Below are 16,887 nucleotides of genomic sequence, written 5' to 3'. Positions count from 1 at the left end.
GTAGTATACAAAAGAATAAGTAAGCAATGTTAGAGTAGCGACATGACGAAAAGGATAGCAGTACTGACAAGTGGCGGTGATGCGCCGGGTATGAACTCAGCGATTAGAGCTATCACGCTAAGTGCCCTGAGATCTGGGTTTCAGTGCTTTGGCTTTTTTCATGGTTACAATGGGCTAATTAATCAAGAGTACACTGAGCTAAGTGCGGTTTCCGTCACCGATATCACCCAACTTGGTGGCACAATTCTAAAAAGCGCCCGCTGCCCTGCGATGCTAGAACCTTCAGGCGTACTTCAAGCCGCAAACGCCCTGAGAAAGCTTCATATCGACGTACTTATTGTGATTGGTGGTGACGGCTCGTTTAGAGGAATGCAGGCACTGGCAGCTCACTGGCAAGGTCAGCTAATTGGTATTCCCGGTACTATAGATAACGATCTCGCAGGGTGTGATAACACCATTGGTTTTTCCACAGCCATCAATACTGCTACCTCCGCAATAGATAAAATCCGCGATACCGCAAATGCCTTTGAACGGGTATTTATTACTGAAGTGATGGGTCGTCATAACGGACATATTGCTTATCATGTGGGCATAGCGACAGGCGCTGAGGCTATCATTTCATTTGAAAACTGCATGACAGAGAATACCACTCAGGTCTTAGCTCATCTCAAAAATGCCATAGAGCAGCAACATCAACACGGTAGCTTTTTAATTATACTGGCTGAAAATCTCTGGCCTGGCGGTGCCCAAACACTGAAAACCGAGTTGAATACCAGTGCCGATATCAATTGCGCACTTTGCGTGTTAGGCCATATTCAGCGAGGCGGTGCGCCGTCCGTTGAAGATAGAATGCTCGCAACGGAATTAGGGGTAGCGGCCGTGGAAGTGATTAATGGTAGCATCAAACCAGACACTGAAATTTCGACACCTGTTATGGTAGGAAAAATAAATGGTGCAATTGTGATTACTGAAGTCGATAAAGTGCTGAATATGGATAAACCAGTATCACAGGAGTGGGTACAACGATATCAGCATTACCTCGCCGAACAATAGGCATAGTGAGAGTGAACGCTTTTTACATTCACTCTCACTATTACACCTTGCTTAAGCCCTAGCCAAACACGCTAAAAGCAGATCCGTTAAGCCACAGGTGACATAAAATACTCGCGATATAACCAAGTAAGATCACAGGCGTCCATTTTAGGTGCCCCATAAAAGTATAATAGCCTCTAGCTTGTCCCATGAGTGCCACACCTGCCGCAGAGCCAATAGACAGTAAGCTACCCCTACCCCTGCCGTGAGCGTGATCAACAGCCAATGACCATGTGACATTTCAGGTTGCATCGACAGTACAGCAAACATCACTGGAATATTATCGATGACCGCAGAAATAATCCCTAAGAATACGTTGGCATACGTTGCAGACCATTCACCGTATAATATCTCTGACATTAAGCTTAAATAACCGAGAAACCCAAGGCCTCCAACACACATAACGATGCCGTAAAAGAACAATAAGGTATCCCACTCAGCGCGTGAAACTTTGCTAAAGACATCAAATGGCACAACACTGCCTAATTTTTCTAGACGCTCTTGATCCCCTTCTCTTTCAGCCATCGCTCGCTTTCGCGCTAATGACCCAGGTAACGTCATTCTGAGGAAATAACCAAAAAACTGTAGATAACCCAACCCCATCATCATGCCAAGGACTGGTGGTAAATGCAGCAAACTATGAGAGAGCACAGCCGTTGCGACAGTCAGTAGGAATAAAGTTAAAATTCTTAAGGCGCCGCGTTTAAGCTCTACTCTTTCGTAAACCGCACTCGGCTTTCTATCCGCCACAAAATAACTCATCACGAGTGCTGGTACGATGTAGTTGACCAATGAAGGAACAAATAACGCTAAGAATTCGCTGAAATGCACCATACCGGCTTGCCAAACCATTAAAGTAGTAATGTCACCAAAGGGACTGAATGCACCACCGGCATTGGCTGCTATCACGATATTGATGCAACTTAAATTGATAAACTCTTTGTCACCATCAGCGACCTTCATCACCACGGCACACATTAGCAACGCCGTTGTCAGGTTGTCTGCTATTGGAGAAATAAAGAATGATAAAAATCCTGTGATCCAAAATAGATTTTTATAACTAAAACCCTTTTGGATCATCCACGCTCTTAGCGCATCAAAAAGGCGGCGCTCTTCTAGTGCATTGATGTAAGTCATCGCAACCAGCAAGAACAACATCAATTCTGCAAATTCTAACAAATTGTGCCGAAATGCGTGCTCGGTAACATCGGGTTGTCCCTGATTAACATAATAGGCACCAATCATGAGCCAGATTAAGCCTGCCGCCACAAGTACTGGCTTTGATTTTCGCATATGGAGTTTTTCTTCGAGCATTACGAGTGCGTATGCTAAAACGAAGACAACAATGCAAACCAAGCCCAGCGAAGAGTTGGTGAGATCTAAGGTGCCTTGAGCCGCCAAGGCTGGTGATGGGATCATGAATATGACCCATGCGCAACAGAATAGCAGTAGTCCATTGATTTTCATTTTTTTGCCTATCGATGAGTGCAGAGGGATAGCATTTCAGCCGAACTCACTTTAGCATAGATAAAAAATAATCAGCATTGGACAGAAGTCTAAGGCATCCTGTTTGCAGTAGTGCAAATAGGCACACACATCAGCAGTAGGTATTTATGCTTCAACTTTCGCAGCAGCAACAAACAGAATTACAGCAAAAATTGAGCAACGATGGGTTTGCACGGATTGAAAATATTCTAGACGATACAAACGCGCAACAACTACACGAGTGCCTCTGTAACCTCGACTACCAGCTCGCACTGTTTCATAACGGGGCAGCAAAGTCAGTCAAAGACAGTGATATTCTTGCCTTAACACCACAAGAGCAACAAGCATTACTTGAGGATATACATAGCTATGCATCGCGTGGTGTTGGTTTTATGTATGGCCGTCACTCCATTGAATCGACAAGCCCTGACGCTCTGAAAAAGCTCTACAATGACCTCAACAGTAGCGCTGTACAGTCCTGCTTTTCAGCAATTTCAGGACAAAACATTATCCGTACCTCTGCCCAAGCAACACGATTTATCGGTGGTCAGTATTTAACTCGGCATAATGATATTGTTGAAGCTGAGGGGCGGGTTTATGCCTATGTACTCAGCCTAAGCAAAAGTTGGCACCCTGACTGGGGCGGGCTACTGCAGTTTTTTGAACGCGATGGCACCCCCACTAAAAGTTATGCACCTAAGTTTAATTCACTGGTGGTTTTTGATGTAAGCAAAATTCATTCAGTGACTTATGTGGCGCCATTTGCAAAAGCGCCGCGACTTTCTGTGACGGGGTGGTTTAGAACAATAGACACGTAAGCTCAACCCGTGTCTATTGTTCTAGGTGTCTATTTTATTAGTATTTTTCGCTTATCTTTTCAATAGTTAAGATCAGCGCAAGGCCAGCGATGGCAAGCGCAATACATGCCAGCGTATTCGGGTCTTGACCATAAAGCGTACTGTATTGCGCTGGCAAAATATTGGCCTGACTCAATGGCTTTTCGATACCACTGGAATTCACGTAAGTCGTAAGCACTTGTTTCCAAGGCCACAATAAATTAAGCGAGCCCAGTAAAAAACCAGCGAGTAGCGAGAACGTTACTTGCTGATAGTGCGCTAGTAGCCAGCTGAGTAAGCGCGAAAACGACATTAACCCCACAATACAACCAAGTAAGAATAAACTCACTAAGCCAAATTCAAGCTGATTCACGGCACTGAGTACGTGGCCATACATACCCAGCAACAGTAGGATAAAACTCCCTGAAATTCCCGGTAAGATCATCGCGCAGATGGCGATCGCACCTGAGATAAAAAACATCCAATGAGATGCCTGCGCTTCTGCCGGTGAAAGGGAAGTAATAGCGAAGGCCACGATAGCCCCAACTGCGCAGGCGATAATATTTTGGCCGTTCCAATGAGAGACTTGTTTTGCAACATAGATAAAAGAAGCAACGATAAGACCAAAGAAAAATGACCACACCAGTGTTTGGTGTGCTTCCAATAAATAGGTGATCACCTTTGCCAAAGAAGCCGCACTAATTAGCAAACCGGAAAATACTGCAAGTAAAAAGCTACCATCAATGTACTGCCAAGTTGCTTTTAGGCCGTCACGGCGCAATATGCTCAAGGCCTGTAAGTTCACACTTTTGATGGCATTTAAAAAACGTGCATAGATACCAGTGATAAAAGCAATGGTACCGCCAGAAACCCCCGGAACAACATCCGCAGCGCCCATTCCAGCCCCTTTTAAAAACATCAAGAGATAGTCTCGTTTGCTATCTTTGTACTGCACAAATTTCTCCTTTCATTTTACTTTACTGCGTAGGATCAAATGCCCTTCGCAGTTTAACTTAAAACGCTAAAAAATAGCGACAGCTAAAGTTTTCACTTAAGTGGTCGATAACAAATCATGAGATTTTACGCGCTTTTACCATGATCATAAGAACGCTTTTATTACTTGTTACTGCTGTATCCACCGGGGCTCTTGCAGCAGAACATATTGACGCTGCACCACTTGGCTCTCTTTATCAGCAGGATGCTAATCGCTTCTACGATCCATCGCAACTCATAAAACTAGAGAGTGAAAACGAAAGCTTTTATGTATTTCATCAAGAATATATGGCAGCCGCTCGCGAAGGCATCGTAGTCTTATTGCCCGACATGCAAACTCCGCCTCTCAATAACAGCGGCATAAGCTTTCTCGCAAAACGCTTAAGCGATGATGGCTACGACACTTATACCCTCACTCCGCCGGACCTTTCTTATGCACCGAGTCTGCTAGAGCAAGATATCGCGCTCCCCGATGCTGAAAAACCGGCTCAGCAAGCGCTTGCCCCCATTTCAGAGTCTAATCTCGACGAATATAAAATGGCCTTGATCAGCCGCTTTGAGGTGCTTTATAACACGCTATCCATGACTCAAACAGAGAAACTGGTGGTTGTCGCATTTGGTAACAGCGCTGGTTTATTTGCTGAGCACTTAGCAACGCTACCCAATCTACGCATCGATGCCTTTACCGTTGTTAGCCCACAACTGCCTAATGCAACGCGGCAAAAGCACTTGGCATCCAACCTTTCTTTGATAAGCCCGGCTTTACTGGATGTGTACTACAGTTTTGACAATCCTATTGTGGTGGACAGCACGCCAGACAGAGCGCGCTGGGCGAGAAAAAACAGTAAATTTGATTATCGCCAACGGGAGCTTTTTGGAGAAAAAACCGATCCACTCCAACATCAGAGACTCAGAAAGGAGTTACTCGGTTTTTTACACGTCTTATAGTGTTTCAGCTTAGCTCTTTTTTAAATATTCATAGGCGGACTGAATGTCTTGGCTTTTGCGCTTTGCAACTTCCATCATATGCTTTGGTAATCCCTGAGACACCAATTTGTCAGGGTGATGCTGCGACATCAGTTTGCGGTAAGCTTTTTTGATTTCACGCTCATTTGCCCCTTCACTCAATCCCAGTACAGCCAACGCTTTAGCGCGGTTTAAGCCATTATCTTGTGATGCTGGTTGACCGCCGCCATGTTGCTGGTGTTGATGTTGCGATCTCCCCGACGCCTGCGAGCGGCGAAACTCAAATTCTGCTTGGTAGCGCTTTAGCAAGAATAGAAAGTGGGTTTCTGCGAAGCCTAAATACTTGCTCACCTGTTTAAGTAAGGCTTTCTCCGCATCAGACACATGACCATCACAAAATGCCATTTGAATTTGAATCTCTAAAAACAGCTGCCTCAAGTCATAGCGTCTAGCAAAAGCTTCTTTAAAATCGGTAACCGCTTCTTTTATCGAAAAGTCACTGCTTTTTCCCGCTGTAAACGCATGTTGTGCTTCTTTTCGTTCTTCACCCTGCAACCCCATTTCGCTCATAAACGCAGACGCGGCTTGAATGTGGATTTCGCTGACACGACCATTAGACTTCGCAATATGCCCCATCACAGAAAAACAGCTAGAAAAGAACAAGGCTTGGCGCTCATGCAGATCTTCACCTTTCATGAAACCTTGAAAGCCACCGACTTTATCAAAATCCTGACGCAAACTTTTATCAAATAAATGGCCGAGATAAAAACCTAAAATAGCGCCTAACCAACGACCAAATAAAAAGCCGAAAATTGTGCCTAATAATTTACCCCACATCGCAATACCCTAACTTATCATTGATCATTTTTAGTCGCTCTGGCGTGCCGATGTCGTCCCATGCGCCCAAATACAGTTCAGTAGAAACTTTATGCTGCTCAAGCCCACTGCGCAACAAGGGCCCTAGTTTTATAAAGCCAATCCCAAGCTCGGTAAAAAAACTTTGGTGATATTTACCAATGCCGGACAATGTATACCTTTGCTGATTGAGCGGCTGATGGGCAAGACAAAAATCGCCTTCAGGATGATGTTCGGGATTTTCTACCAACACAATATGCGCTTCGCAGTGCCCCTCAGCTGTGCTTCCGAGCTGTAACTGCACGAGGCTGCTGACGTCATAATCCGTAAAAATATCGCCATTGAGTACAATAAAGCTGTCATCCTGTTCACATAACATCGGCAGTGCTTGAATTATTCCACCTGCGGTTTCTAATCCACCTTCAGGTTCATCGCTGTACTCAATATTGACACCGAAGTGACTACCATCGCCGAAATAGTCTTTTATCACCTGACCTTGCCATGCTAGATTTATCACAATATCGCAGATCCCAGCCGCTTTTAAGCGCTCGATATGATGCTCAAGTAGTGGCTTTCCCGCGACGTTGAGCATAGGTTTTGGTTGGTTCGCGGTCAGTGGCATCATGCGTTTACCACGACCAGCAGATAAAATTATCGCTTTCATTGTTACTTCTATTTTTTGCCTAATTTGGCCTGAGCTTGAGGCATTATGTCATTCTCTAGCCAGCTTGCAAGCCACTGAAATTCTTTATACTTATTTGCTACTTCAAAGAGGTAGCGTAACGTTGGCAAAATATTTTCTACGTACCCGCCTTTGCCGTCTCGCTGCAGTAGACGAGTAAAAATCCCGGCAGCTTTAAGGTGTCTTTGCATCCCCGTTAAGTCAAAACAATGTTGATAGGTGCTAAAATCCATATAGCCTAATAAGTTGGCCGCTTTTAAACAATCAAAGCTATGTTGCTGAAGCTCAGTAAACTCATGAGCATCAAGGCGAGTATAACAATCCCGCAACAGAGAAACCGCATCATAAGTGACTGGTCCTTGTACCGCATCCTGATAATCAATGAGATACCACTGAGACTGATGACATATCAGGTTGCGACTATGAAAATCTCGATGCATCGTAACCTGCGGCTGGCGAGTCATCGCATCAACGAGTTTCAGCTTCACATTATGCCACTGTACTTGTTGATATTCGGTGGGCGTTAATCCTAGCCATTTTGTTACTAGCCATTCGTAAAAAATATTGAGTTCCATGTTGATGAATTCAGCGTCATAGGGCTTCATCCACTCACTCTTTGGTGTTTTGGCTATATCGGGAATAAGCGCTATCAACGCGCGATAATCGTCTAGCCGAGAAGGCAATACCAACCTATCAGACAAATGCTCAGAACCTAAATCTTGTAATAGTAACAGTCCATGCTCTTCATCATTCGCAAGGATTTGTGGCACATTGAGTCCTTGCTCTGCAAACACCGTATTTAAACCAATAAAAGGGGCATTATCGAGTTTATCGACGGGTGTTTCCATCAAGATCCATGTCATTGTTTTATGCGTTACTCGATAGTAGCGACGAAAACTGGCATCCGAGGTGATAGCCTCGCACGTAAAATCGTCGCTATGTATTGCTTGCTGTATAAACTCGACGCGCTGGTTTTGACTATTCATGGATTTACTATTACACCTTCTACTTGTAAATATCTAAATGCTACTGTATTTCCGACAGTTTTCATTTATCATGATGAGCTTATTATTAAATGCTCAGCTAATAGGTTATTAAATGCGCAAAATTTGGGGCTTGGCTGTATTATCCGCGATTCATTCTACAGCTTTTGCTAATACGAACATTGTCGCCGCACAATGTAAAGACTATATGCAGCCAGAAAACTGGAAGCCGTTAGCCTCGCTGCCCAAACATGCCATTGATATCGTTGCCGATGACTTAGAACTACAAGGTACTGATAGTGCTGAGTTTTCGGGTAATGTGGTGATTAACACTGAAACCATGAGCTTAGAAGCTAGACGTGCGCTAATCGATAAAAAAGAAGGCCTGCTCAGCGCTTCTGGACCACTACTTTATCGTGACCAATTTAGCAAAGTTCACAGCAATGGGCTATTCGCGGATTTAAATGCTAACACTGTGAGCTTGCTTGGTGCTGAATATGAATTAACAGATCAGCTGGGCCGCGGCGGAGCGGAAAAATTACATGCCTCGGGTAGCAAGATTTCACTCGATAACTCCAGCTTTACCACGTGTCCTGCTGATGACCCATTTTGGAGTATTGAGGCGAGCAGCATTGTGCTTTCTCGCGAAGATGGTTGGGGTGAAACGTATAATACGGTGTTCAAAATTATGGACACGCCAATCATCTATTTACCTTATTTTACGTTTCCAATCGATGATAGACGTAAGTCTGGCTTGCTGACGCCGACAATTTCCAGCTCGAATAAGTTTGGTTTGGAGCTGATCACCCCTTATTATCTCAATCTAGCCCCCAACTACGACGCGACCTTAACGCCAAGATACATGGCCAATAAAGGATTTCAGCTTATTACCGAGTTCAGATATTTAACTGAACAACATCAAGGTAAAATTGGAGTGGAATATCTCAGTAAGGATGATTCAGAGCCGCAGCTAGACGATCGCTATTTAGTACATTGGCAACAAAAAAGTTATCTAAGTGATAAATGGCGTGCGTTCGTTGATGTCACAAATGTGAGTGACGATAACTACCTCACTGACTTAACATCCGAATACGCCAATGAAACTGACACTCAGTTATATCGAACTGGCAGTCTAAGTTACCTTGGTGAAGACTGGTTAGTCGACTTAAAGTTGCAAGATTTTGAGGTGTTGGGTGATCATAGAGAATCCTACACCGCACTACCGCAAATTAGCTTCCGTACACGTGACAGTTATGATCTTGTCGGCCTTGACTGGGACTTTGAAGGTGAGTTTGCCTATTTTCAAAATGATGCTTTGCCAATCTCTGAGGCGTCGAGATTACATTTAGAGCCTCGTGTGTCTTTTTCTCGCAGCGACTACGCTTGGTCATTTACCTCCGAGGCACGCCTACTTCACACGCGTTATGAACAAAATATAGATGTGCCTGATACAGAGTATGAAGAGTCTGTTACGCGTACCTTGCCAAGTTTACGGATACATGGACAATTGAATTTTGAACGCAGTACCGAGTTCTTTTTTGAACAAGGTACACAAACGCTTGAGCCACAAATTCAGTACCTTTACACCCCACACAGAGAGCAAAGCCAAATTGGCTGGTACGACACTGCTAAACTACAGGATGACTTTATTGGTCTGTTTAGAGCACGCCGTTACTCAGGTTATGACCGTATTGCAGAAGCCAATCAATTCACCGTGGGTGCAACCACTCGTGTATTCGATAGCAGTAATGTCGAGCGCTTTAACTTCAGCGCAGGTCAGATCGTTTATCTCGAGTCATCTGTAAAGCCTTCTGAACAGCTATTTACCGATGATACCAATTATAATGCATTATTTGCCGCTGAATCCATGTTACATTGGCATAAGCGTTGGTACCTCTCAGGTGGGGTGCAATATGATATGGATAGCAAAGAGTTAGTGCAGTCTCACTTTACCTTGGACTATAAAGGAGACAACAAGCAGTTGGTGCAATTGAACCATCGTTATGTTAATGATGTCTCAGACTATGAAATTGACCAAGTTGGTCTCTTTACAAGTTTACCAATTGACGATAACTGGCAATTTGTAGCAAGCTATCACCGAGATATGACGGCAAATAGAAGTGTTGAATCCTTTGTTGGTATTCAATACCAGTCTTGTTGTTGGGCTATTCAGGTGACTGCGAATCGTCAAATTGAAACAAACTTAAACCAAACACTTACAAATGATGAAGCAGTGTTTGATTCTGGCTTCAGCCTGAAATTTGTCCTTACAGGGCTTGGAAGCCAAAGCAGTGGTGATGCAAGTAAACTCCTTCAACAGGGTATTTTTGGTTACCGTAGACCGTATTTTTTGAATAAATAGAATTTAGAAAGCCGTATGAATTTAAAAAAGTTGTTATTAGTGGCCTCATTAAGTGCAGGCCTATTTACTCAAGCACATGCTGAGCGTGTAAAGCTAGATACAGTCGTTGCCACGGTAAATGATGGTGTAATTTTACAAAGCGAAGTCGATCAAATAATAAATCGTGTTAAAGAACAGGCTGAGCAGCAAGGTACTGAACTTCCTAGCGATAAAACATTACGATTACAAGCCATCGATAAACTCATTGAGCAATCTTTGATGTTGCAACTGGGCGACCGCATGGGTATGCAAATTTCAGATGCTCAATTGGATCAGACCATTGCGAATATTGCCCAAGATCAAGGCGGTACTATTGCTGACTTACGTCGTTCAGTTGAAGCAAGTGGCGAAAGCTTTCAGGCATATCGAGAAGAGATCCGTAAAGAAATAACCACAAGCCAAGTGCGCCGTGCCAGTGTTGACCGCCGTATTTATATTAGCCCTCAAGAGGTGACTAACCTGCAAAAAATCTTGAGTGAGCAAACGGGTAACTCAGAAGAGTATGATATCGGCCATATCTTGATTAAAATCCCAAATAAAGCGACTCCAGAAGAAATTGAAGACGCTCGTGAGCGCGCTGATAACGTGATTAAGTTTTTGAATGAAGGCAAAGAGTTCAAGCGTATCGCAATCGCCTCTTCAAGCGGCTCAAAAGCGCTGGATGGTGGTCAATTAGGCTGGATGGGGATCAACGAAATGCCAACCTTGTTCGCTGAGGCCATCAAAGGCGCGAAAAAAGACGACATCGTTGGCCCACTGCGCTCAGGCGCAGGTTTCCACATTCTAAAAGTACAAGATATTCGTGGTCGTGAAGTCGTTGAAACCGTTGAAGTGCGTTCACGTCATATCTTAATCAAACCGTCTATTATCCTAAGTGAAGAAAAAGCACGCTCGATGCTTACAGGCTTTGTAAAAGACTTGCGCGCAGGTACCGCTGACTTTGCGGCACTGGCTAAAGAATACTCTGAAGATCCTGGCTCTGCACTTAAAGGCGGTGAGTACGATTGGACAGATCCAACCACTTACGTACCAGCGTTTAGAGACACTCTGCTGTCCCTAGAAAAAAATCAGATCAGTGAACCATTTAGAAGTACATTTGGCTGGCACATCGTCCAGCTGCTAGATAAACGCGTAGCCGACAAAACAGAACAAGCCAAGTTAAATCGCGCACATCGACTGCTGTTTAACCGTAAATTTAAAGAAGAAAGCTTTAAATGGATTAAAGAAATGCGTGACCAAGCGCATATTGAAATTATCGAAGCGGAATAACGGCTATGACACTCAGAATCGCAATTACACCGGGGAGCCTGCAGGTATTGGCCCAGATCTTGTTATCAAACTGGCTCAGCATGCATGGCCTGCTCAGTTGGTTGCGGTGGCTGATAAAAGTATTCTAGAAAAACGCGCCAAAGAACTTGGTGAGCAAATCAAGTTACTGCCATTTGACAGCGATGCTACACCTGAAGCGGCACCGGCGGGTGCCATTTACTACCTTCAAGTAGACAAAGGTGCTGAAGTGGTCGCAGGTCAATTAGATGAAACTAATGGCCATTATGTACTCGAAACCTTGCGCATTGCCTCTGAAAAGAATATGGATGGGACATTCGCTGCGGTAGTCACGGGCCCAGTTCATAAGGGCATTATTAACCAAGCTGGGATCTCGTTTAGCGGTCATACTGAGTACTTTGCACAGCAGTCTGATACCGCTGATGTCGTTATGCTACTCGCAACCGACGGGCTACGTGTGGCGCTAGTTACGACGCATATCCCACTGGCGTATGTATCAAAGGCGATTACGCCTGAGCGTCTCAGCAAAGTCATTCATATTCTACATCACGACCTACAAACCAAGTTTGGTATTGAACAACCGAGAGTATTAGTTTGTGGATTAAATCCACATGCTGGAGAAAGTGGTCACCTTGGTCGTGAAGAAATAGAAACCATTGAACCAACACTGGAAATGCTGAATAAACAAGGCATGAACTTAGTTGGACCGCTGCCAGCTGACACCCTTTTCCAGGCTAAATATTTAGATAATGCTGATGCTGTGCTTGCAATGTATCACGATCAGGGCTTACCTGTGTTAAAATATAAAGGTTTTGGAAACTCAGTAAACATCACCCTAGGATTACCCTTTGTTCGCACATCGGTTGATCACGGTACGGCGCTTGATTTAGCCGGCTCTGGTGATGTTGAAGTGGGTAGTTTTGAATTAGCGATCCGCGAAGCAATTAAGCTCGCAACCAAAAAAGCACAGAATGCATGACAGATAAAGTACATCTCGGACACAGAGCGCGTAAACGCTTTGGTCAAAACTTCTTAAATGACAACAATATTATCGACAAGATAGTAACTGCTATCGACCCAAAACCTGAAGACAACCTGGTTGAAATCGGTCCTGGTTTAGGTGCTATCACTGAGCCTGTTTGTGATTTAAGTGGCCACCTCACCGTTGTAGAACTCGATAAAGATCTTGCCGAGCGCTTGATCCATCATCCATTCTTGGGACCTAAATTAACGGTTCACCAAGGTGACGCGATGAAGTTTGACTTCTCTTCTTTAATCAAAGAAGGGGAAAAACTGAAGATCTTTGGTAACTTACCTTACAACGTATCAACCCCTTTGCTATTTCACTTATTTGAATTTGCCGATCAGGTTGAGCATATGCACTTTATGCTACAAAAAGAAGTGGTTAACCGTATGGTTGCAGGTCCTGGCAGCAAAACCTTTGGTCGCTTGAGCGTAATGACGCAGTACTATTGTCACGCTATTCCTGTGATTGAAGTACCACCACATTGCTTTAAACCAGCACCAAAAGTTGACTCGGCTGTTGTTCGATTGATCCCAAAAGATCCATCGCAACGTACCGCTAAGAGCACTAAACTTTTGAATACTGTTTGCTTAGAAGCATTCAACCAACGTCGTAAGACACTAAGAAATAGCTTATCGAACCTGTTAACCGAAGAGCAGCTACGAAACTTGGGTATCGACCCTACACTTCGCGCTGAAAACCTGTCGCTTAACCAGTTTATTGAAATTGCAAATTGGATATATGACAACTCAAACTAATATTGGCTCACCGATCAAAGTATCGGTGGAGACCTTTTACGTTGAAGCGCAATCACAGCCTGAAAAGGACAAATATGTGTTTGCCTACACAATAACCATTAAAAACCATAGCTTATGCAATGCTAAGCTTCATAGCCGCTATTGGCTCATTACCGATGCTAATGGCAAAGAGACCGAAGTCGAAGGTGAAGGTGTCGTTGGTGAGCAGCCCACCATTCGCCCAGGTGAGAGCTATAAGTACACTAGCGGCGCGGTGCTCGATACCCCAGTAGGTACGATGGAAGGGTATTATTTAATGCGTAATGAATTTGGCACTGAGTTTAAAACGCCAATCAACGTATTTAGACTCTCCTGCCCAAATATCTTGCACTAAGACAGTTTTTGTTCTGTAGGCGCGGGTTACCCCGCGATCCTCATACATCTAGAAATCAAAATAAAACAGTTAGTTATACAAAGATCAAAAGGTAATAAATGGCAAAGTACGCAATTGGAGACTTGCAAGGTTGCTTCACTCCACTCATCGGATTACTCGATCAAGTCGACTTTAATCCAAGCCAAGACCATTTATACTTTGTCGGTGATATTATTGCGAGAGGACCGGATTCGCTTGCTTGCTTAGAGTTCCTCTATCAACACGCTGACTCCGTTAGTATCACACTCGGTAACCACGACCTCCACTTTTTAGCATGCCTTGCTTTAGCAATGACTCCGAACCCGAAAGATAAATTAGACGCTGTTTTTGCCAGTCCTAAGTGCCACAAATATGCTGACTTGTTGCGTGCACAACCCCTCGCTATTTGGCTTGAAGCGCAGCAAACTTTTATTTCTCATGCTGGCATTCATCCAAGTTGGAATATTACACAAGCGCTAGAATATGCACGCTTTGCCGAAGCCATTTATCAATCAGCAACAGCCCCTGAGTTTTACGCGAATATGTACGGCTCTGACCCGGGGCTTGAGCTCGACAAGCTCAGTGAAAAAGATAAGTTTAAAGCTATTGTTAACGTATTCACTCGAATGCGCTTTCTAAAACAAAGTGGCGAACTGGACCTTAAGAACAAGTCTGGGCTAAAAGATGCTGCAGGTCTCACTCCATGGTTTGAGCTTAGCAACACTCCAGCCGACACTACCCTACTTTTCGGCCACTGGGCTGCTTTAGAAGGCGAAACAAACAGGAACAATATTATCGCCCTCGATACCGGCTGCGTGTGGGGAGGCCCTATGACGATGATAAATATCGACAGTGGCGAAAAGTACCAACACAGTTAATCCATTTAATTTACCTAAATCGACTCCAAGGTAAGCACTTACTTTAACTTTTAGAAAACTAAGCTAAAGTCGAAGAAAGCGTTAAGCTTATACTTTTCATCCGTTGAGCTGCTATTTTTTGTAATCCGACCTTTTTTACTGAAATTTTCTGTCACATCTGCTATAAAATACTTAACTTATCCGCAATAAATCCGATAAGTATCCGTATTGCATTGTAAATTTTGTAGGACAGCTATGAATTTGACTGTTAGCCAACGTATTTGGGGTGGTTTTATTACCATTACCTTGTTGCTTCTTCTTATCGGGGGCAATTCTTTATTAAGAATTGCGAACATTGACAACTCAACTCAGCAGGTAAACAACCTTTCTTTACCTGCACTCTCTAAAAGCTCTGCACTACAAGTAGAGTTTACTTTAATGAGCAAAATGGCTCAGGGAAGTTTTTATGCGCGTTCAGAGACTGAACTGGCGACGCTCAAACAGCAATTTGTAGAGCGCCAGAAGATCTTTGACAAAACCTATTCAGAGTTGCAACAGGTCGTTGCTACCAATAATAAACTAGCCTCAAGCAGCCGAGATGTTGGCAAAAGTTATGATGCTTTCGTAAAAGCCATGAACAGCCTATTAAACGAGAAAACATCTGAGCTTTCGCTAAGAGACAAATTAAAAGAGCAGTTGTCAACTATCGATGTTGCCGCAGAAGATGCAACTATGGTGACGGTTGATATCATCGATTTGGATGGCTTAGAAGATACTGACAAACGAGCTTTTCAAGCAGCAAATAATTTAGAAAATAATTTTTCTTCTGTAGTGACCAGTGCCAACGATATTGTCACAGTTGAAGACATCAATACGCTGGAAATCGTGAGTAGAGATCAAAGCTACCTCGTTGAAGAGCTTGGTCGTAATATCGACTTAATGCGTGGCCCCGTTAGCGCGCTTGATAGCAGTTTGTTTGCTGATCTCGAAGGCTATTACACCAACTTAAAAGGTGCGGTCAGCGGCAACAATAGTATCGCGGAAAATCAAAAACGCTTGATCAATGCATTAGCCGAAACACGTAAAGAACTAGCCGACGCCGAGAAAACCACAAAAGCCGCCCTATCTCAGCTAGATGATTTACTCTCTGAAGCGAGCCAAGTCGCCTTTAACTTACAACAAGGTGTACGTGCCGATGTAGGTACTGCAAACTTATGGACTTGGATTGGGATGATAGTAGCGACTCTAATGGCCGTTGGTGTTGCTTACATTACCGTTAGCCGTATCACTAAACCATTATCGGAAGTGAATCGAGTCTTAAACATTGTCGCAAGTGGCGATATGACACAGCGCTTAGATGACACGGCAAAAGATGAGTTTGGCGAGCTATCTAAAAGCTGTAACACCCTGATCTCTAGCTTACGTGAGCTTATCACTGGCATTATTTCTCGTTCGACACAGCTTGCTGCAGCGTCCGAAGAAACATCGACTATCACAACAGAGTCAAGCCAAGCAATTAAGAATCAGCAGGCACAAGTAGAGCAAGCCGCTACTGCTACAACTGAGATGAGTAGCACGTCTCACGGTGTAAGCAACAGCGCGCATCAAGCATTACAAGAAATTAAAAATGCGGATAAAGAAGCTGAGCGTGTAAAAGGTATCTCACATGAGAACAAACACACTATTGAGCAACTCGCAAGAGAGGTGGATGAAGCATCTCGCGTGATTAACAAACTACATCAAGACAGCGCGTCGATAGGTAGTATTTTGGATGTTATCCGTGGCATTGCCGAGCAGACTAACCTCCTTGCACTAAACGCTGCAATCGAAGCCGCACGTGCTGGTGAACAAGGTCGTGGCTTCGCTGTGGTCGCAGACGAAGTACGCTCGCTCGCAAGCAAGACTCAAGAGTCGACTCAAGAAATTCAAGCAATGATTGAATCCTTACAAGCTGGTGCCGAAGAAGCCGTAGGCGCAATGTCGAAAGGCAAACAGCAGGCGGAGTCGTGCGTAACTCAGAGCGACCGAGCTAATGAAGCACTAAACTCTATCACTGCTGCCGTTTCTCAAGCCCATGATGTGAGTGAAGAGATTGCAAACGCTGCAAATGAGCAACAGCAAGTAGCACAGGAAATTAGTGAACGTTTGGAATCGATTGTAACAATCGCAGAGCAAACGGCTGAAGGCGCGAGCCAAACCTCAATCTCCAGCTCTGAGGTCGCTAAACTCGCTGAAGAGTTACGCTTATCTGTAGAGCAGTTTAAAGTTTAACTATCT

Annotated in this window: 13 protein-coding genes and 2 pseudogenes; 10 read left to right on the top strand and 5 right to left on the bottom strand. The window is 44.1% G+C overall.

From position 1 onward, the window contains the following. Positions 1-42 precede the first annotated feature (42 nt). Positions 43-1,053, top strand: a complete 1,011-nt coding sequence (locus B1L02_RS02890) for an ATP-dependent 6-phosphofructokinase (protein ID WP_088529848.1) — start codon at positions 43-45, stop codon at positions 1,051-1,053. Positions 1,054-1,111: 58 nt separating this feature from the next. Here B1L02_RS02890 and nhaD read toward each other — a convergent pair. Beyond that, positions 1,112-2,511: pseudogene (nhaD, locus tag B1L02_RS02885) on the bottom strand (sodium:proton antiporter NhaD). Positions 2,512-2,705: 194 nt separating this feature from the next. On the opposite strand from nhaD, the gene B1L02_RS02880 reads away from it, so the two are divergent. After that, a complete protein-coding gene (locus B1L02_RS02880) occupies positions 2,706-3,395 on the top strand; it encodes a 2OG-Fe(II) oxygenase (protein ID WP_088529847.1) in 690 nt (229 codons plus the stop codon). 37 nt (positions 3,396-3,432) lie between these two features. Here B1L02_RS02880 and B1L02_RS02875 read toward each other — a convergent pair whose 3' ends face one another. Next, positions 3,433-4,368 (bottom strand): DUF368 domain-containing protein, encoded by a 936-nt coding sequence (locus B1L02_RS02875; protein WP_088529846.1) that lies wholly within the window; start codon positions 4,366-4,368, stop codon positions 3,433-3,435. 140 nt (positions 4,369-4,508) lie between these two features. On the opposite strand from B1L02_RS02875, the gene B1L02_RS02870 reads away from it, so the two are divergent. Then, positions 4,509-5,354 carry a DUF3530 family protein gene (locus B1L02_RS02870; protein WP_088529845.1) on the top strand — a complete coding sequence of 282 codons (846 nt, stop codon included), beginning with the start codon at positions 4,509-4,511 and terminating at the stop codon, positions 5,352-5,354. Between the two features lie 9 nt (positions 5,355-5,363). Here the strand turns inward: B1L02_RS02870 and djlA are convergent, their stop codons facing one another. From djlA to B1L02_RS02855, 3 genes are read right to left on the bottom strand one after another with little or no spacing between them, the layout of a single operon-like run. Then, the gene (gene djlA / locus B1L02_RS02865; RefSeq protein WP_088529844.1) at positions 5,364-6,209 is read right to left on the bottom strand and encodes a co-chaperone DjlA; all 846 of its coding nucleotides are present in this window, start codon (positions 6,207-6,209) and stop codon (positions 5,364-5,366) included. After that, positions 6,199-6,891: an N-acetylmuramate alpha-1-phosphate uridylyltransferase MurU gene (gene murU, locus B1L02_RS02860; RefSeq protein ID WP_088529843.1), complete on the bottom strand. Its 693-nt coding sequence runs from the start codon at positions 6,889-6,891 to the stop codon at positions 6,199-6,201. Before murU ends, djlA begins: the two co-directional genes overlap by 11 nt. A gap of 8 nt (positions 6,892-6,899) precedes the next feature. Beyond that, on the bottom strand, positions 6,900-7,895 hold the full coding sequence (locus B1L02_RS02855) for an aminoglycoside phosphotransferase family protein (RefSeq protein ID WP_088529842.1): 996 nt from the start codon (positions 7,893-7,895) through the stop codon (positions 6,900-6,902). Positions 7,896-8,007: 112 nt separating this feature from the next. Between B1L02_RS02855 and lptD the strand changes: the two genes are divergently transcribed. From lptD to B1L02_RS02820, 7 genes and pseudogenes are all read left to right on the top strand, one after another. Beyond that, positions 8,008-10,254 carry an LPS assembly protein LptD gene (gene lptD, locus B1L02_RS02850; protein WP_088529841.1) on the top strand — a complete coding sequence of 749 codons (2,247 nt, stop codon included), beginning with the start codon at positions 8,008-8,010 and terminating at the stop codon, positions 10,252-10,254. Positions 10,255-10,269: 15 nt separating this feature from the next. Next, positions 10,270-11,562: a peptidylprolyl isomerase SurA gene (surA, locus tag B1L02_RS02845; protein ID WP_088529840.1), complete on the top strand. Its 1,293-nt coding sequence runs from the start codon at positions 10,270-10,272 to the stop codon at positions 11,560-11,562. A gap of 5 nt (positions 11,563-11,567) precedes the next feature. After that, positions 11,568-12,559: pseudogene (gene pdxA, locus B1L02_RS02840) on the top strand (4-hydroxythreonine-4-phosphate dehydrogenase PdxA). Next, entirely contained in the window at positions 12,556-13,362 is an 807-nt protein-coding gene (gene rsmA / locus B1L02_RS02835; protein WP_088529839.1) for a 16S rRNA (adenine(1518)-N(6)/adenine(1519)-N(6))-dimethyltransferase RsmA, read from the top strand. The pseudogene pdxA and the gene rsmA overlap by 4 nt, the downstream one beginning before the upstream one ends. Next, a complete protein-coding gene (apaG, locus tag B1L02_RS02830) occupies positions 13,346-13,735 on the top strand; it encodes a Co2+/Mg2+ efflux protein ApaG (protein WP_088529838.1) in 390 nt (129 codons plus the stop codon). Before rsmA ends, apaG begins: the two co-directional genes overlap by 17 nt. A 98-nt stretch (positions 13,736-13,833) precedes the next feature. Beyond that, on the top strand, positions 13,834-14,631 hold the full coding sequence (locus B1L02_RS02825) for a symmetrical bis(5'-nucleosyl)-tetraphosphatase (RefSeq protein WP_088529837.1): 798 nt from the start codon (positions 13,834-13,836) through the stop codon (positions 14,629-14,631). Between the two features lie 234 nt (positions 14,632-14,865). Further along, the gene (locus tag B1L02_RS02820; RefSeq protein WP_088529836.1) at positions 14,866-16,881 is read left to right on the top strand and encodes a methyl-accepting chemotaxis protein; all 2,016 of its coding nucleotides are present in this window, start codon (positions 14,866-14,868) and stop codon (positions 16,879-16,881) included. The last annotated feature ends 6 nt before the right edge of the window (positions 16,882-16,887 follow it).

The organism is Pseudoalteromonas piscicida (assembly GCF_002208135.1).
Classification (GTDB): Bacteria; Pseudomonadota; Gammaproteobacteria; order Enterobacterales; family Alteromonadaceae; genus Pseudoalteromonas; species Pseudoalteromonas piscicida_A.
The sequence above is the reverse complement of the archived record's forward strand: the minus strand, read 5'-3'. Positions and strand labels throughout refer to the sequence as shown.